This is a genomic window from Streptomyces sp. XY431 (genome assembly GCF_001279805.1).
Taxonomy (GTDB): Bacteria; Actinomycetota; Actinomycetes; order Streptomycetales; family Streptomycetaceae; genus Kitasatospora; species Kitasatospora purpeofusca.
This window is the reverse complement of record NZ_LGDO01000490.1, coordinates 1-14,885: the sequence shown is the minus strand read 5'-3', so window position 1 is coordinate 14,885 and position 14,885 is coordinate 1. Positions and strand designations below refer to the sequence as shown.

Genomic DNA, 14,885 nt, shown 5'->3' with positions numbered 1-14,885 from the left:
CGGGCCCTCGCGCATGCTCCGGCGCGGCGGTCAGCCGACGTCCGTCAGCTCCCGGGCCCGCTTCACGTCGTCGGCCATCCGGTCCAGCAGCGCCTCGATGGAGTCGAACTTCTCCATCCCGCGCAGGTACACCAGGAACTCCACCGCCACGTGCAGCCCGTAGAGGTCCAGGCCGACCCGGTCGATGGCGTACGCCTCGACGGTGCGCGCGGTGTTGTCGAAGGTCGGGTTGGTGCCCACCGAGATCGCGGCCGGCATCCTCTCGCCGTCAGCCGTCAGCCAGCCCGCGTACACGCCGTCGGCCGGGACGGCGCTGTGCGGCACGGTGTCCACATTGGCGGTCGGGTAGCCCATCTCGCGGCCGCGCTGCGCGCCCCGCACCACCTCGCCCTCCACCCGGTGCGGGCGGCCCAGCACCTCCGCCGCCCCGGCCACGTCGCCGGACGCCACCAGCCGGCGGGTCAGGGTCGAGGAGAACGGCTCGCCGTCCCCGACGGTGCCGCGCACCTGGAGGTCGACCACCTCGACGCCGCAGTCCGCCGCCCGGCCCAGCTCGGCCAGCAGGGCGACGTTCCCGGCCGCGCGGTGGCCGAAGCGGAAGTTCGGCCCCTCGACCACCAGACAGGCGTGCAGCGCGTCCACCAGCACCTGCCGGAAGAACTCCTCCGGCGACTCCTTGGAGAACTCGGTGGTGAACGGCAGCACCAGCACGGCGTCGACGCCGAGCTCCTCGATCAGCTCCGCCCGGCGCGGCTGCGGGGCGAGCAGCGGCGGGTGGGTCCCCGGGCGGACCACCTCGCTGGGGTGCGGGTCGAAGGTGACCACCACCGAGCGCACCCCCCGCTCACGGGCGCGCTCGACCACCCGGTTGATGATCAGCTGGTGTCCGCGGTGCACCCCGTCGAACGAGCCGATGGTGACGACGCTGCGTCCCCAGTCAGCGGGGATCTCCTCCAGGCCACGCCAGCGCTGCACCTGACCGCTCCTTGTTCCCTACGGCGCGTACCTTCTGTACGCTCAAACGCTCAAAACCCGAACCCCTATAGCGTGCCATGCGCCTGTCCGGAGTTCGGCACCGGAAGGCAGGTTGGCCGAACCGCCGGGTACCGGGCTCCCCCGCCCGGCGGCCGGGCGGCCCCGGCGCCGCCGGCCCGCTCGGCCTCCGCGGCCGCGTACTGCGGGTCCCGGCCGGCCGCGACCAGGGCGCGCAGCCGGTCCAGCCGCGGCCCTACCGGCCGGGCCGGCCGCTCGTCCTCCGGCCAGCGCGCCAGCAGCGCGGCGAACGCCGCCGACCGGCCGGCGCAGCGCACCAGCAGCCCGTCCGCGCCCGGCAGCGCGGCCGCCGCCCTGACCACCACCGCCCGGGCCCGGGCCGGCCGCTCCGCCGCGCAGTGCTCGGCCAGCCCCGCGAGGGCGGCGGCCAGCACCTCCGGGTCCCTCTCGGTGGCCAGCAGGGTGTCCAGCAGCTCGCAGCGCAGCGCATCCGCCACCGGGTCGGGCACCGGGCGGGACAGCACCTCGGCGAACGGCCGCCGGACCGCCGCCGCGCGGGCCGCCAGGGCGCCGCTCAGCAGCACCCGCAGTTCCAGCCGGGCGACGGCGCCCTCGACCGCGCCGCGCGCCAGCCGACGGCCCAGATAGTCGACGGCGACCGGACCGGCCAGTTCCGGCCGCTCGCGCAGCAGCCGGGCGGCGAACTCGGCACCCCGCCGGGCGGCCAGCGGCGCCCGGGCGTCCGCCAGCACCCGCAGCGTCCCGGCCACCGGCGCGCCCGGCCGCGCCGCCGCCCCGGGCCCGCCCAGGCGGTCGGCCAGCGCGGCCAGCACCGGCTCCGGGTCGCTCTCCAGCGCCGGGGCCAGCGCCCGCGCGGTCAGGAAGCGGTCCTCGCCGCCCCGGTACACGGCCAGCGCCGCCGGCAGATGGACGGCCCGGCTCCCCGGCTCCCGCAGCAGCAGGGCGAGCGCGGCGCCGTGCAGGGCCGGCTCCTCCTCCCTGGCCAGCAGGGCCAGCGCGGTGAACCGCAGCAGCTCCGGCCCGGCGCCGCGGGCGTACGGGGCGGCGTGCAGCGCGTGCACCGCGGCGGCCACATGGCGTTCGGGCCGGGGGTCGTGGCTCCAGCGGTCGACCGCCCGGCAGAGCGCCGAGGGCTCCTCGACCGCCAGTACGGCGAGCAGCGCGTCCGCCCTCGGGTGCGCGGCTCCGGCCAGCACCTCGGTCAACTCGTCCAGGGCCAGGGCCCGGTGGGCGAACAGCAGGTCCTGCGCGAGGTCGGCGACGGTGCTTCCGGGCCGGGCCGGCAGGCCGCGCGGATCGTCGAACCACCCGCACAGCAGCGGCAGCACCCCCGGCGGATCGGCGCGCAGCCGGCCGGCCACCGCGGCGAGGAACGGCCGGTCCGGCCCGTCGGCGGCCACCAGCCGCCGGAACAGCGCGAGTTCGTCCTCCGCCGGCAGCCCGAGACCGGACCAGAAGGACGGCCCGAACCGGCCCAGCCCCTCCGCCGGAAGGCGCTCGAACCCGCCTGCGGCGGCCGCCCGTTCGACGATCCGCTCGGCCAACTGCTCCAGCAGCGGCCGGTGTTCGGCGAGGTCCTGACCGGCGGCCAGCCCGGCGACCAGCAACCGCCCGGCCCACCAGCCGGGTTCGCTTCCGGCGGGGCGCAGGTCCACGGCCCGCCAGATCCGGTGCAGCCACGGATCCAGCGCCGGGGCGCCCCAGGCGGTACCGACCCGCCGCAGCGCCGCGACCACCGGGCCGATCCGGTGCCGCGGCACGGTCCGGACGCCCACGGGCGGACCCCCGCCGGGCCCGGGGGGAGTGTCCTCGGCCTCGCCGAGCAGCAGCCGCAGCGCCGCGTCCAGGTCCAGGTGCAGGCCCTGCAGCCAGTCGGCGAACTCCCCGTGCGCGAAGCGGTAACCGGGGCCGGCCGGTACGAACAGCCTTTCCGCCAGCACCGCTGTCGCCCAGCCGCCCGCCACCGGGAACAGTTCCTCGAACACGGCCCGGGGCAGCGCGCCCTGCTCGGCGCCCAGCATCCGCCGCGCCGCCTCGTGCACCCGGCCGGCCACCGCCGCCGCCGTCCGGCGCACCCGCCCGGCGGACACCCCGGCGGGCCGGACGGCGCCCCGGCGGTGGGCGCCCGGCCGCCGGGGGCGACCGTCCTCGGCGAGCCGCTGGGCCACCCGCAGGCAGCACAGGTCGAGATGGGCGGCGAACAGCCCGGTGCGGCCCACCGGTTCCCCGCGCAGCCCCTCCGCCCACAGCTCCCCGGCCAGCCGGACCGCCAACGGGTGCCGGGCGTCCTCCGCGGCCGGCCAGCCGGGCGGCACCCCGTACCGCCGCCGCACCCGCTCCGCCGCCTCGGCGGGCAGCGACCCCAGGCGCCGCACCACCACCCGGACGGCGCCCGCACCGCGCCCCGGCCCGCCGGCCGACGAGCCGAGCGGCGTTCCGGGCGACGGTCCGACCGGCGTTCCGAGCGGCATTCCGACCGGCACCAGGAACTCGCCCTCGGCCCCGCCCGGCGCCAGCCGCTCCCAGGCCTCCTCCCCGCAGGCGGTCAGCAGCCGGGCCCCGCCCGCCGCCAGCCAGTACGCCGAGGCCCGCAGCCAGTCGGCGTCCAGCGGCACCGGCGACTCCTCGGGACCGTCCAGCACCACCAGCAGCGGCCGCCCGGCCGCCGCACAGAGCGCGGCCACCGCCCCGGGGCCGGGCGGTGCCGGCACCCCCAGCTCCGCCGAGGCCGACCCCAGGGCCCGCTCCACCGCGTCGGCGAGGGAGGCGTCCCCCGGCCCGAGGTCCGCCCCGCGCAGCCACACCGTGGGCCGGGGGCTCTCGCCGTCCCCGCGGCGTACGGCGACGGCCGCCGCCTCGGTGCTGCGGCCCGTACCGGCCGCCCCCACCAGCGCCACCACCCCGGCCTCCGCCGGGCCGTCACCGCCGGAGGGACCGCCGTCCACCAGCAGGTCGGCCCACTCCGCGAGCCCGTCCGGCCGGTCCACCCGGTCGGCCGCCAGCGCGGCGACCCGGTCCGGCCCGGCCCCCGCCGCGGCCAGCTGGGCGGCGGCCAGCCGCAGCACCCCCGCCAGATTGAGCGCGCTCCCGTACGCGGGCACCCCGGCCGCGTTGCGCGCCAGCGCCTCGGCGAGTTCCGGCACGTCCACTCCGACGGCGGTCACCGGAACGGCGGTGGGCGGCCCCGGCCGCCCCGGGGTCCGCAGGCCGGGCGCGACCACGGCCACCACCGTGCCGCCGGCGGCGTCCAGCACCGGCGCCCCGGCCGGGACCACCGCCGCGTCGGCCGCCGAGGGCACGTCGAGCTGCAGCACACCGTCGATCAGGTGGAAGCGGTCGGCCTGCGGGTACACCGCCCCGGTGGTCGCCGCGAGGCCGCAGCGCAGCAGTACCGTCCGCCCGTCCGCGCGCCCCTCGCCCCGGACCGGGACGGGCACCAGCAGCACACCGCCGTCCCCGGCCGCCGGCGGCGGGCCGACGGGCAGCGGCGGCACGGGCAGCCCGCCGACGGTGTGGGTGTGCAGCAGGGCCAGCCCCTGCCCGGGCAGCGGCCGCACGTGTTCCGGGCCCAGGACCCTGGTCTGGCCCCCGAAGAGGTGCAGGACGATCCCGTCGAGTCCGGCGACCGTCTCGTGCGCGGTGAGGACGGTGCCCAGCGGGTCGAGCACGAAGCCCAGCCCCCGCGGCCGGCCGTCCCGGTCGTGGATCCGCAGCAGCCGACGGCCGGGGTCGCCCGCCGCCGTGCCGTCGTCCTCCCCCGGCAAGCCCCTGAAGCCCAGCAGTCCCGGCATGCCCGCAGCCCTCCCCGCAGGGCCGGCCGGCCCTGGAGTGGACGCGTCGCGGCGACCTGCGCGCCGCGGGGGAGCCTGCCCGGCGTGGGCGCGGACCGACCGCGCCCACGCCGTTCACGACCGCGGTTCACCTCGTGCGCTCCCCCGCGCGGGTGAACTTCCCCCCGACGACGCCCGGTACCGCACCGGTACCGCGCCGGTTCAGCCCCGGTTCAGCCCCGGTTCAGCCGACGAAGACGGCGACCGGCCGGGCCTGGCCGGCCTGCTCCTCCACCAGCGCCAGGAAGGTGCCGTCCGGGCCGAACACCGCGATCGGCCCGTCCACGCCCATCCCCGGGGCCTTCAGCCGGGCGCCGTGGGACAGCTGCTTCGCCTGGTCGGCGTCGAGGTCCCAGCGCGGGAAGGCGGCCGCCGCCGCGGCGGCGATCGGCAGCACCTCCAGCCCGGTGGCCGCCTCGCCGGTCACCGAGGCCTCCAGCTGCTCCAGGGTGTGCGCCGACTCCACCCCGTACGGCCCGACCCTGGTGCGCCGCAGCGCGGTGAGGTGCCCGCCGACGCCGAGCCCGGCGCCGAGGTCCCGGGCCAGCGCCCGGATGTAGGTGCCGGAGGAGCACTCCACGGTGACGTCCAGGTCGACCACCGGCGTGCCGTCCTCCGCGACCGCGGCGCGCCGCTCGTGCACGGTGAAGGAGTGGACGGTGGTCGGGCGGGCGGCCAGCTCGAAGTCCTCGCCCTCGCGCACCCGGGCGTAGGAGCGCTTGCCGTCGATCTTGATCGCACTGACCTTGGACGGCACCTGCATGATCTCGCCGGTGAGCGCCGCGACTCCGGCGGCGATGGCCTCCCCGGTCACCCCGTCGGCCGGGGTCGAGGCGGTGACCTCGCCCTCCCGGTCGTCGGTGACGGTGGTCTGGCCGAGCCGGACGGTCGCCTCGTAGGTCTTGGCGGTGAGCATCAGATGGCCGAGCAGCCGGGTGGCCCGCTCGACCCCGATCACCAGTACGCCGGTGGCCATCGGGTCGAGGGTGCCGGCATGGCCGACCTTCCGCGTCCCGGCCAGCCACCGCAGCTTCGCGACCACCCCGTGCGAGGTGATGCCCTCCGGCTTGTCGACGATGACCAGGCCGTCCGGACCGGTGCCTTTGCGCTTCATCAAGTTCTTTCTGTCAAAGCCCTGCACAAAACGATCAACCACAGGCTGCCAACCTACCGACCGCACGGCCCCGCCGACCACGCAGCACGGCTGGCAGCCGGCGGCGGGCGGCGGAGGCGCCGGCGGATCAGTCCCGGCGGGCCCGCAACGCGGCGCGGAACCGCTGCACCACCACGTCGACGTCCTCCCGGGCGGAGAACCCGGCGGCGTAGACGTGGCCGCCGCCGCCCAGCTCCGCACAGGCGGCCGCGACGTCCACCGCACCCTTGGAACGGGAGGAGCCGCGCAGGGTGCCGTCCGGGTCCTGCTTGAGCACCAGCGCCACCTCGGCCTCGGCCGGGCGGCGCAGGATGTCGATCAGGCCCTCGATCTCCTCGACGGTCACGCTGAACAGCACCAGCTCCTGGTACGGCACCCAGGTCCACACCAGACCGAGGCCCTCCGCCGCCTCCGGCTCGTAGACGGCCCGGTCGAGCGCGCCGGCCAGCACCTTGAGGTAGCCGAAGGAGGAGGTGTCCCACAGCTGCCGCGAGATGAGGTCGTGCCGGATGCCGGTGGCCAGCAGCCGCCCGGCCAGCTCGTGGGTGGCGGGCGTGGTCGCCCGGTACCGGAACGAGCCGGTGTCGGTCGCGACACCGGTGTACAGGCAGGTGGCCAGGGACTGGTCCAGTTCGACGCCCAGCCGGCGCAGCAGCTCGTCCACCAGCACGGCGGTCGCCGGGGCGTCCGGGTCGATCAGCTGGTGGGTGCCGAAGCCGGGGTTGGAGGCGTGGTGGTCGAGGACGACCAGCACCGGGGCCGCGAAGGCCTTGTCGTGCAGCAGGCCCAGCCGGCTCTCCGCGGCGACGTCGAAGCAGAGCACCAGCTCGGGGGTGTCGGGCACCGCCGAGGCCGGCACGATCAGCTCCTGGCCGGGCAGGAAGGCCAGCGACTCGGGGACGATCTGCGGATCGTCGCCGAAGGAGACCCGGACCTCCTTGCCGAGGCCCTTCAGGGCCAGCCCGGCCGCCAGCGCGGAGCCGAGCGCGTCGCCGTCCGGGCAGATGTGGCAGATCAGGTCGATCGAGCGGGCCCGGCCGATCTCGGCGACCACCTGCTGCCACAGCAGCTCGAATCCGCTCTCCTCGGCGCGCGGCCCCGGAAGCACCGCGAGGGCACCCTCCACCATCTCGGTGGAGGATGCCCCCGTGGTCGAACCGGTACCGGCTGCCGAACCGGCCGCCGCCGGCTCACCCGCCATGACTACTCGTCCTCGTCGTCACGCTCGGACGCCGGAACCTTGTACGGGTCCGCGTCGCCGGCGAAGGCCGCGCCCGCGGCGCTGGTGCGCACCGCGGCGTCGATGGCCCTGGCCCGGTCGAGCAGGTCGTCGATGTTCCTGGCGTTCTCCGGCAGGGCGTCCGCGACGAAGGTCAGCGTCGGGGTGAAGCGCACCCCGGTCTGCTTGCCGACCTCGGAGCGGAGCACGCCCTTGGCGCTCTCCAGCGCGGCGGCCGTGGCCTCACGCTCGGTGTCGTCGCCGAAGACCGTGTAGAAGACGGTGGCCTCGCGCAGGTCCCCCGTCACCCGGGCGTCCGTGATGGTCACGAACCCGAGTCGCGGGTCCTTGATCCGGCGCTCCAGGGTCTGGGCGACGACCACCTGGATGCGGTCGGCGAGCTTGCGCGCCCTTGCGGTGTCGGTCACGTTGCCTCCTCGTGCAGTGGGCCGAGTACTCGGGCGTGCTGCGCGCCCATCGGGGCCCATGCCCCAAAGTACCGGCCCGCGCCCAGCCTTGTGGGCGCTCTCGGTCCTGATCTGTGTGAGAACGGCGACTCGCGCCGTCCGCGTCCACAGTTCTCATTCGTCGTCGTCGTTGTGGTAGCGCCTCCTGGCGGAGAGCAGCTGAACCTCGGGGCGGCCGGCGACAAACCGCTCACAGCTGTCCAGGATCTCGGTGATGTACCCGGCTTCGCCGGACACCACCGCGAGGCCGATCTCGGCCCGGCGGTGCAGATCCTGGTTCCCGGTCTCGGCAGCGCACACGCTGTACTTGCGCTGCAGTTCGGCCACGACGGGCCGCACGATCGACCGCTTCTCCTTGAGCGAGTGGACGTCGCCCAGCAGCAGGTCGAAGGTGAGTGTTCCCACGAACATGTGTGACAGGTCAGAGCCGACCTGGAAGGCCTCGGGGAGCGGTTCCCGAACGGGACCGCTCCCCGGACCCTACACAGCAGGACCGGGGCCGGTCGACGGAAATACCACCCGTCGACCGGCCCCGGCAGCCACTCGCTTACGCGCGCGGCTTCTCGCGCATCTCGTAGGTCTCGATGACGTCGTCGACCTTGATGTCGTTGAACGACCCCAGGGTCACACCGGCCTCGAAGCCCTCGCGGACCTCGGTCGCGTCGTCCTTGAAGCGACGCAGACCCTCGATGGTGAGGCTCTCCGCCACGACCTTGCCGTCGCGCAGCAGGCGGGCCTTGGCGTTGCGGCGGAGGATGCCGTCGCGGACCAGGACACCGGCGATGTTGCCGAACTTGGAGGAGCGGAAGACCTCGCGGATCTCCGCGGCGCCGAGGCGCACCTCCTCGTACTCCGGCTTGAGCTTGCCCTTGAGGGCGTTCTCGATCTCCTCGATCGCCTGGTAGATGACCGAGTAGTACCGGACGTCCACGCCTTCCTTGTCGGCCGCAGCGCGCGCACGGCCTTCGGCGCGCACGTTGAAGCCGATGATGATGGCGTCCGAGCCCATCGCCAGGTCCACGTCGGACTCGGTGATGGCACCCACACCGCGGTGCAGGACCCGGAGCTCGACCTCCTCGCCCACGTCCAGCTTGACGAGGGCGTCCTCGAGGGCTTCCACCGAACCGGAGACGTCACCCTTGATGATGAGGTTGAGCTGCTCGATGGAGCCGGCGGCGATGGCCTTGTCCAGGTCCTCCAGGGACACCCGGACCCGACGCTGCGCGAAGGCGGCGTTGCGGTCGCGGGCCGAGCGCTTCTCGGCGATCTGACGGGCGGTGCGGTCCTCGTCGACGACGATGAAGCTGTCGCCGGCGCGGGGCACCGAGGTCAGACCGAGCAGCAGCACCGGGCGGGACGGGCCGGCCTCGGCGAGGCTGTTGCCGTTCTCGTCCAGCATCGCGCGGACGCGGCCGTAGGCGTCGCCGACCACGATCGAGTCGCCGACGCGGAGGGTACCGCGCTGCACGAGGACGGTCGCCATGGCACCGCGGCCCTTGTCGAGGTGGGCCTCGATGGCGATACCCTGCGCGTCCTGCTCGGGGTTGGCCCGCAGGTCGAGCGAGGCGTCCGCGGTCAGGACCACGGCCTCCAGCAGCTGCTCGATGTTGAGGCCCTGGCGCGCGGAGATGTCGACGAACATGGTGTCGCCGCCGTACTCCTCGGCCACCAGACCGAACTCGGTCAGCTGACCGCGGACCTTGGTCGGGTCGGCACCCTCGACGTCGATCTTGTTGACGGCGACCACGATCGGCACACCCGCGGCCTTGGCGTGGTTGAGCGCCTCGACCGTCTGCGGCATGACACCGTCGTTGGCCGCGACCACCAGGATCGCGATGTCGGTGGACTTGGCACCACGGGCACGCATGGCGGAGAACGCCTCGTGACCCGGGGTGTCGAGGAAGGTGATCGGGCGCTGCTCGCCGTTCACCTCGGTGACCACCTGGTACGCACCGATGTGCTGGGTGATGCCACCGGCCTCGCCGGCCACCACGTTGGACTTGCGGATGGCGTCCAGCAGGCGGGTCTTACCGTGGTCGACGTGACCCATGACGGTGACGACCGGCGGGCGCGGGGCCAGCTGGTCCTCGTCGCCCTCGTTGGCACCGAAGTCGATGTCGAACGACTCCAGCAGCTCGCGGTCCTCGTCGTCCCGGCTGACGATCTCGAGCTGGAAGCCCATCTCGTCGGCCAGCAGCTGCAGCGTCGCGTCGGAGACCGACTGCGTCGCAGTGACCATCTCACCGAGGTTGAACATGACGGAGACGAGCGCGGCCGGGTTGGCGTTGATCTTCTCCGCGAAGTCCATCAGCGAGGCGCCGCTCGACAGGCGAACGGTCTGGCCGTTGCCGCGAGGCAGCATCACACCGCCGACGGACGGGGCCTGCATGGCCTCGTACTCCTGGCGCTTCGCCCGCTTCGACTTGCGACCACGGGCCGGACGGCCACCGGGGCCACGGCCGAAGGCACCCTGCGTGCCACCACGGGCACCCGGGCCACCGGGACGGCCGCCGAAGCCACCCGGACGCGGACCGAAGCCACCGCCGCCGCCCGGGGCACCGCCACCGGGACGGGGGCCGCCGAAGCCGCCACCGGCCGGACGCGAGCCCGGACCGGCCGGACGGCCCTGGAAGCCCGGACGGGCGCCACCGGCACCCGGACCACCCGGACGGCCACCGGGGCCACCCGGACCACGGCCACCGGGGCCGGGACGCGGGCCCGGACCGGCCGGACGCTGCGGCATCATGCCCGGGTTCGGACGCGGCATGCCCGACGGGGTCGGACGCGGGCCGGCCGGACGGGGCATGCCGTCGGGACGCGGAGCACCGGCACCGGGACCACCGGCACCCGGGGCACCCTGGCCACCGGGACGGGGACGGTCGCCACCCGGACGGGGAGCACCGGCACCCGGAGCACCCTGACCACCCGGACGCGGACGGTCGCCACCGGGACGGGGACGGTCGCCACCCGGACGGGGAGCACCGGCACCCGGAGCACCCTGACCACCCGGACGCGGACGGTCGCCACCCGGACGGGGACGGTCGCCGCCCTGGCCGGCCGGAGCACCCGGACGCGCGCCCGGCGCGCCGGGACGACGGTCGCCGGGGCGGGCCATACCGGTGGCACTGCCCGAGGTGAACGGGTTGTTGCCCGGACGCGGACCGGCCGGACGCGGGCCCGGACGGGCGCCACTGCCGGCGGCGGGAGCACCGGCGGCGGGGCCGCCGGCGGAGCGCGGGGCCTGGGTGGCCGGGCGCGGAGCCTCGGTCTCACCGGACACGGGGGCCGGCGAGGAGAACTCGGCCGCCGGAGCGGCCGGGGCCGCAGCCGCGGGACGCGGCGCCGGGCGCGGGCCCGGTGCCGGAGCACCGGCCGGCTTGGACGCGGCGGCGGGCGCGGCCGGAGCCGCGGGGGCCGCGGCCGCAGGGGTCGGACGGGGACCGGGGGTCGCGCTGGGGCGCGGACCCGGGGTCGGTGCACCCGGCTTGGGTGCGCCCGCGGCCGAACCGGCCGAGGGCTGGGGCGCCGCGGGCTTCCGCGGGCCCGGCTTGGCAGCAGAGCCACCACCGGTGGGGGCAACGCCAAGCGCGTCAGTCAACTTGCGCACGACCGGCGCCTCGATCGTCGAGGACGCCGAACGGACGAACTCGCCCAGCTCGGTGAGCTTGGCCATGACGGCCTTGCTCTCCAAACCAAGCTCCTTGGCGAGCTCGTAAACCCGGACCTTAGCCACTTCACTCCTGTCTTGAGTCCGGGGGTCTCGTCCGCCGGACTGTCGCTACTTCATGGGCGTACCCATCGCGTACTCATCGCGTACTCATCGAGTGCTCATCGCAATCTCGACCTACTTCCACATCGCGAGGTACCTGACTGGTGGCACGACGTACGGCTGCCCGTGCGCCGTGCTTGTTGCGGTGGTTCTCCGCCGCGCGAGCGGCGCGCTGTCACGGGGAGCTGTCGCTCACCCGCTCCTCGATGAACTCACGGAGCCGCTCGGTGTCGAGCGCGCCCTGGAGCCGGAAGGCCCGGGGGAACGCCCGTCGGCGGACCGCGAGGTCGAGACAGGCCGGTTCGGGATGCAGATGCGCTCCCCGGCCCGGCAGTGCGCCACGTGGATCAGGGACGCAGACGCCCTCGACCGCCGTGACACGCAACAGCTGGTGCTTGGCCGCGCGCTTGCGGCAGCCCACGCAGGTGCGTTCCGGGCGTGCTCGGACATGCGTCCGGCCAGACGAAGGCAAGTCTACCCCTCCGGAGGGACATGGCGCCGCCCCGCCGATTCCGGGGGGAACGGCGGGGGGCTCCGACAACAACGACTACTCGGCCGGGGACTCCGGCTCGGCGCCCTCGGTGTCCGGTCGGATGTCGATCCGCCAGCCCGTCAGACGGGCGGCCAGACGGGCGTTCTGCCCTTCCTTGCCGATCGCCAGCGACAGCTGGTAGTCCGGCACGATCACCCGTGCGGAGCGCTGCGCCAGGTCGACGATCTCCACACTCGTCACCCGAGCGGGGGACAGCGCCGCGGCGACCATCTCGCGCGGGTCCTCCGACCAGTCGACGATGTCGATCTTCTCGCCGTGCAGCTCGCCCATCACCGCGCGCACCCGGGCACCCATCGGGCCGATGCAGGCGCCCTTGGCGTTCAGCCCCTGGCGGCGCGACCAGACCGCGATCTTCGTCCGGTGGCCGGCCTCACGGGCGATCGCAGCGATCTCCACACTGCCGTCCGCGATCTCCGGGACCTCCAGCGCGAACAGCTTCCGGACCAGGTTGGGGTGGGTGCGCGACAGCGTCACCGACGCCCCGCGGACACCCCGGCGCACGGCCACGACGTAGCACTTCAGCCGGGTGCCGTGGCGGTAGTCCTCGCCCGGGACCTGCTCCTGCGGCGGCAGGATGGCCTCCAGCTTGCCGATGTCGACCAGCACGTTCTTCGGGTCGTTGCCCTGCTGGACGACACCGGTGACGATGTCGCCCTCCTTGCCCGCGTACTCGCCGAAGGTCTGGTCGTCGGCGGCGTCGCGCAGCCGCTGCATCATGACCTGCATGCCGATGCTGGAGGCGATCCGGCCGAAGCCGCTCGGGGTGTCGTCGAACTCCTTCGGCTCGACGCCCTCGTCCAGCTCCGACGCGTCCTCGGTGGCCCAGACCGTCACATGGCCGGACTGGCGGTCCAGCTCGACCCGGGCGCGGCGGCGCGAGCCCTCGGTGCGGTGGTACGCGGTGAGGAGGGCCGACTCGATCGACTCGACCACGAGGCCGAAGGGGATGTTCTTCTCGCTGACCAGCGTGCGCAGGGCACTCATGTCGATGTCCACGGCTACGCCTCCTCGTCTTTCGTCACGTTCTTCATGGTGCGGTCGGTGCGCAGGTCGTCACTCCGCACCGTCGTCCCCCTCTTCGAGCAGCTCGTCGAGCTGCTCGTCGTCCTTGCGGTTGAACTCCACCTGGACGCGAGCACGGGCGACCTCGGCGTACTCCAGTCGGCGCTCCTTGGCCCGGCCGCGGCCCTTGACCGGCTGCACCTCGACCAGGGCGCCGTCCTCGTCGGCCGACAGCACCCGGGCGACGATCTCCCCGCCGTCGACCAGGTGGATCTTGGCCAGCCGGCCCTCGGCGCGGATCCAGTGCCGGGGCAGGTCCAGCGGACGCTCCGCACCCGGCGAACCGACCTCCAGCACGTAGGCGCCGGAACCCATCACGTCCGACTCGTCCAGGGCCTCGCCGACCAGCCGGCTGAACTCGGCAACGGTGTCCAGGTCCACGCCGCCGTCGGCGTCCACGTCGATCTGCACCTGGCGGCGGCTGCCCGCCTGGGTGACCTTGACGTCCTCCAGGTCCAGGCCCGACTGCGCGGCCAGCGGCTCCAGCAACGCACGCAGCCGGTCGATGTGGGTGGTGCTCATCCGGGTGGACTCCTCGGCCGCGTCTGCTGTTGTCGGAAGGTCGCACCGCACCCACCGGCGCCGTTCCGGCGCGCGGCCGGGTCGCGGCAGCTCGGCCCAAAGCCTAGCCGGTGAACCGCCCAACCACCGATTCCGCCCCCGGCAGCGCCACCCCCGCCCGGCCCGGTGCGAGCAAGCTCACACGGGCCGCCCGCGCCCGCCGGGAGGGCAATCCACGCCCACACAGGTGAGGATTCTGTAATCATTCACGCCAGCGAGGGCAGGCCGTCCTCCCGTACCCGCCCCGGAGTGACACCCATGCAGCCGCGCAGCCGCCGGACCTTCCTGGCCCTCGGGCTGCTCCTCGTCGGCGGAGCGCTGACCGCCTGCACCGACACGCACCCCCAGGACCCGGGCCGCCCGGCCGGGGACCACCGGCGGCCCGACCCCGACGAGCCGGTCCGCCGGCGCGCCCTCGACGCCACCGACGCCCTGCTGGCCGCCTACGACGCCCTGCTCCCGCAGGCCCCCCAGCTCCAGCCGCTGCGCGAGGACGTCGCCCGCCACCGCGCGGCCCTGGACACCGCCACCCCCGCGCCGACGCCCTCCACCGGCACCGGCACCCCGGGCGCCACCGCTTCCGGCACCACCCCCGGCGCCACCGCGTCCACCGCGGCCGCCGCCGCACCCACCACCGCCGCGCTGGCCTCCCTCGAACGCCAGACCGCCCAGGCCCGGCTGGCCGACCTGGGCGCCGCCTCCCCGCCACTGGCCCGCCTGCTGGCCTCGGTCTCCGCGGCCGGCGTCCTGCACGCCGTGGCCCTCGGCGACGCCGCCCCGGCCGCTGCCGCCGCCCCGGCACCGTCCGCCTCCGCGTCGCCGTCCGCCTCCACCTCCGCGTCCGCGTCCCCGTCCGCCGGCGGCGCGGCCGCCCCCTTCCAGGACGCCCTCGGCGCCGAGCACGCCGCCGTCTACGGCTACGGCGTGGTCGGTGCCCGCCTCTCCGACGACGGGCAGCGCACCGCGGCCCGTACCGCCCTGGCCGCCCACCAGGCCCGCCGCGACGCCTGGCAGCGCCTCCTCGCCGGCGGCGGCGCCACCCCCGACCCGGCGGCCGCCGGCTACCGGCTCCCCTTCCCGGTCACCGACGCGGCCTCCGCCGGCCGCCTCGCCGCCCACCTGGAAACCCGCCTGGCCACCGTCTACGCCGACCTGGTCGCCGCCGTCCCCACCCCCCAGCGACCGCTGGCCGCCGACGCCCTGCGCGAATCCGCCCTCCGCGCCCACCAGTGGGGCGCCGCCCCCACCGCCTTCCCC

At 75.4% G+C, this 14,885-nt stretch carries 11 protein-coding genes; 1 reads left to right on the top strand and 10 read right to left on the bottom strand.

What is annotated here, in order from left to right; translation table 11 throughout:
• Positions 1–30: 30 nt before the first annotated feature.
• The 10 genes from ADK60_RS33645 to rimP form a co-directional block, all read right to left on the bottom strand.
• Complete coding sequence (locus ADK60_RS33645; RefSeq protein ID WP_079008911.1) at positions 31–975, bottom strand: bifunctional riboflavin kinase/FAD synthetase; 945 nt, start codon at positions 973–975, stop codon at positions 31–33.
• Between the two features lie 65 nt (positions 976–1,040).
• Positions 1,041–4,805 carry a hypothetical protein gene (locus tag ADK60_RS33640; protein WP_053650717.1) on the bottom strand — a complete coding sequence of 1,255 codons (3,765 nt, stop codon included), beginning with the start codon at positions 4,803–4,805 and terminating at the stop codon, positions 1,041–1,043.
• A gap of 223 nt (positions 4,806–5,028) precedes the next feature.
• Complete coding sequence (gene truB / locus ADK60_RS33635; RefSeq protein WP_045940975.1) at positions 5,029–5,958, bottom strand: tRNA pseudouridine(55) synthase TruB; 930 nt, start codon at positions 5,956–5,958, stop codon at positions 5,029–5,031.
• A 127-nt stretch (positions 5,959–6,085) separates the two neighbouring features.
• Entirely contained in the window at positions 6,086–7,198 is a 1,113-nt protein-coding gene (locus ADK60_RS33630) for a DHH family phosphoesterase (protein WP_079008910.1), read from the bottom strand.
• A 2-nt stretch (positions 7,199–7,200) separates the two neighbouring features.
• Entirely contained in the window at positions 7,201–7,644 is a 444-nt protein-coding gene (rbfA, locus tag ADK60_RS33625; RefSeq protein WP_045940974.1) for a 30S ribosome-binding factor RbfA, read from the bottom strand.
• Positions 7,645–7,797: 153 nt separating this feature from the next.
• Positions 7,798–8,094, bottom strand: coding sequence for a DUF503 domain-containing protein (locus tag ADK60_RS33620; RefSeq protein ID WP_045940973.1), 297 nt, complete (start codon positions 8,092–8,094; stop codon positions 7,798–7,800).
• Between the two features lie 136 nt (positions 8,095–8,230).
• Positions 8,231–11,416 (bottom strand): translation initiation factor IF-2, encoded by a 3,186-nt coding sequence (gene infB, locus ADK60_RS42635; RefSeq protein WP_079008909.1) that lies wholly within the window; start codon positions 11,414–11,416, stop codon positions 8,231–8,233.
• A 211-nt stretch (positions 11,417–11,627) separates the two neighbouring features.
• On the bottom strand, positions 11,628–11,873 hold the full coding sequence (locus ADK60_RS33605; protein WP_045940966.1) for a YlxR family protein: 246 nt from the start codon (positions 11,871–11,873) through the stop codon (positions 11,628–11,630).
• 126 nt (positions 11,874–11,999) lie between these two features.
• Positions 12,000–13,001: a transcription termination factor NusA gene (gene nusA / locus ADK60_RS33600; RefSeq protein WP_030397733.1), complete on the bottom strand. Its 1,002-nt coding sequence runs from the start codon at positions 12,999–13,001 to the stop codon at positions 12,000–12,002.
• 57 nt (positions 13,002–13,058) lie between these two features.
• Positions 13,059–13,589 (bottom strand): ribosome maturation factor RimP, encoded by a 531-nt coding sequence (gene rimP / locus ADK60_RS33595; RefSeq protein ID WP_045940965.1) that lies wholly within the window; start codon positions 13,587–13,589, stop codon positions 13,059–13,061.
• A gap of 297 nt (positions 13,590–13,886) precedes the next feature.
• Between rimP and ADK60_RS47915 the strand changes: the two genes are divergently transcribed.
• On the top strand, positions 13,887–14,885 hold a 999-nt coding region (locus ADK60_RS47915; RefSeq protein ID WP_053650714.1), incomplete at its 3' end, for a ferritin-like domain-containing protein.

Coding starts and splice junctions, on each gene's coding strand:
- ADK60_RS33640 (WP_053650717.1), bottom strand. CDS start 4,805: ATGCCGGGACTGCTGGGCTTCAGGGGCTTGCCGGGGGAGGACGACGGC.
- truB (WP_045940975.1), bottom strand. CDS start 5,958: ATGAAGCGCAAAGGCACCGGTCCGGACGGCCTGGTCATCGTCGACAAG.
- rimP (WP_045940965.1), bottom strand. CDS start 13,589: ATGAGCACCACCCACATCGACCGGCTGCGTGCGTTGCTGGAGCCGCTG.
- ADK60_RS33630 (WP_079008910.1), bottom strand. CDS start 7,198: ATGGCGGGTGAGCCGGCGGCGGCCGGTTCGGCAGCCGGTACCGGTTCG.
- ADK60_RS33620 (WP_045940973.1), bottom strand. CDS start 8,094: ATGTTCGTGGGAACACTCACCTTCGACCTGCTGCTGGGCGACGTCCAC.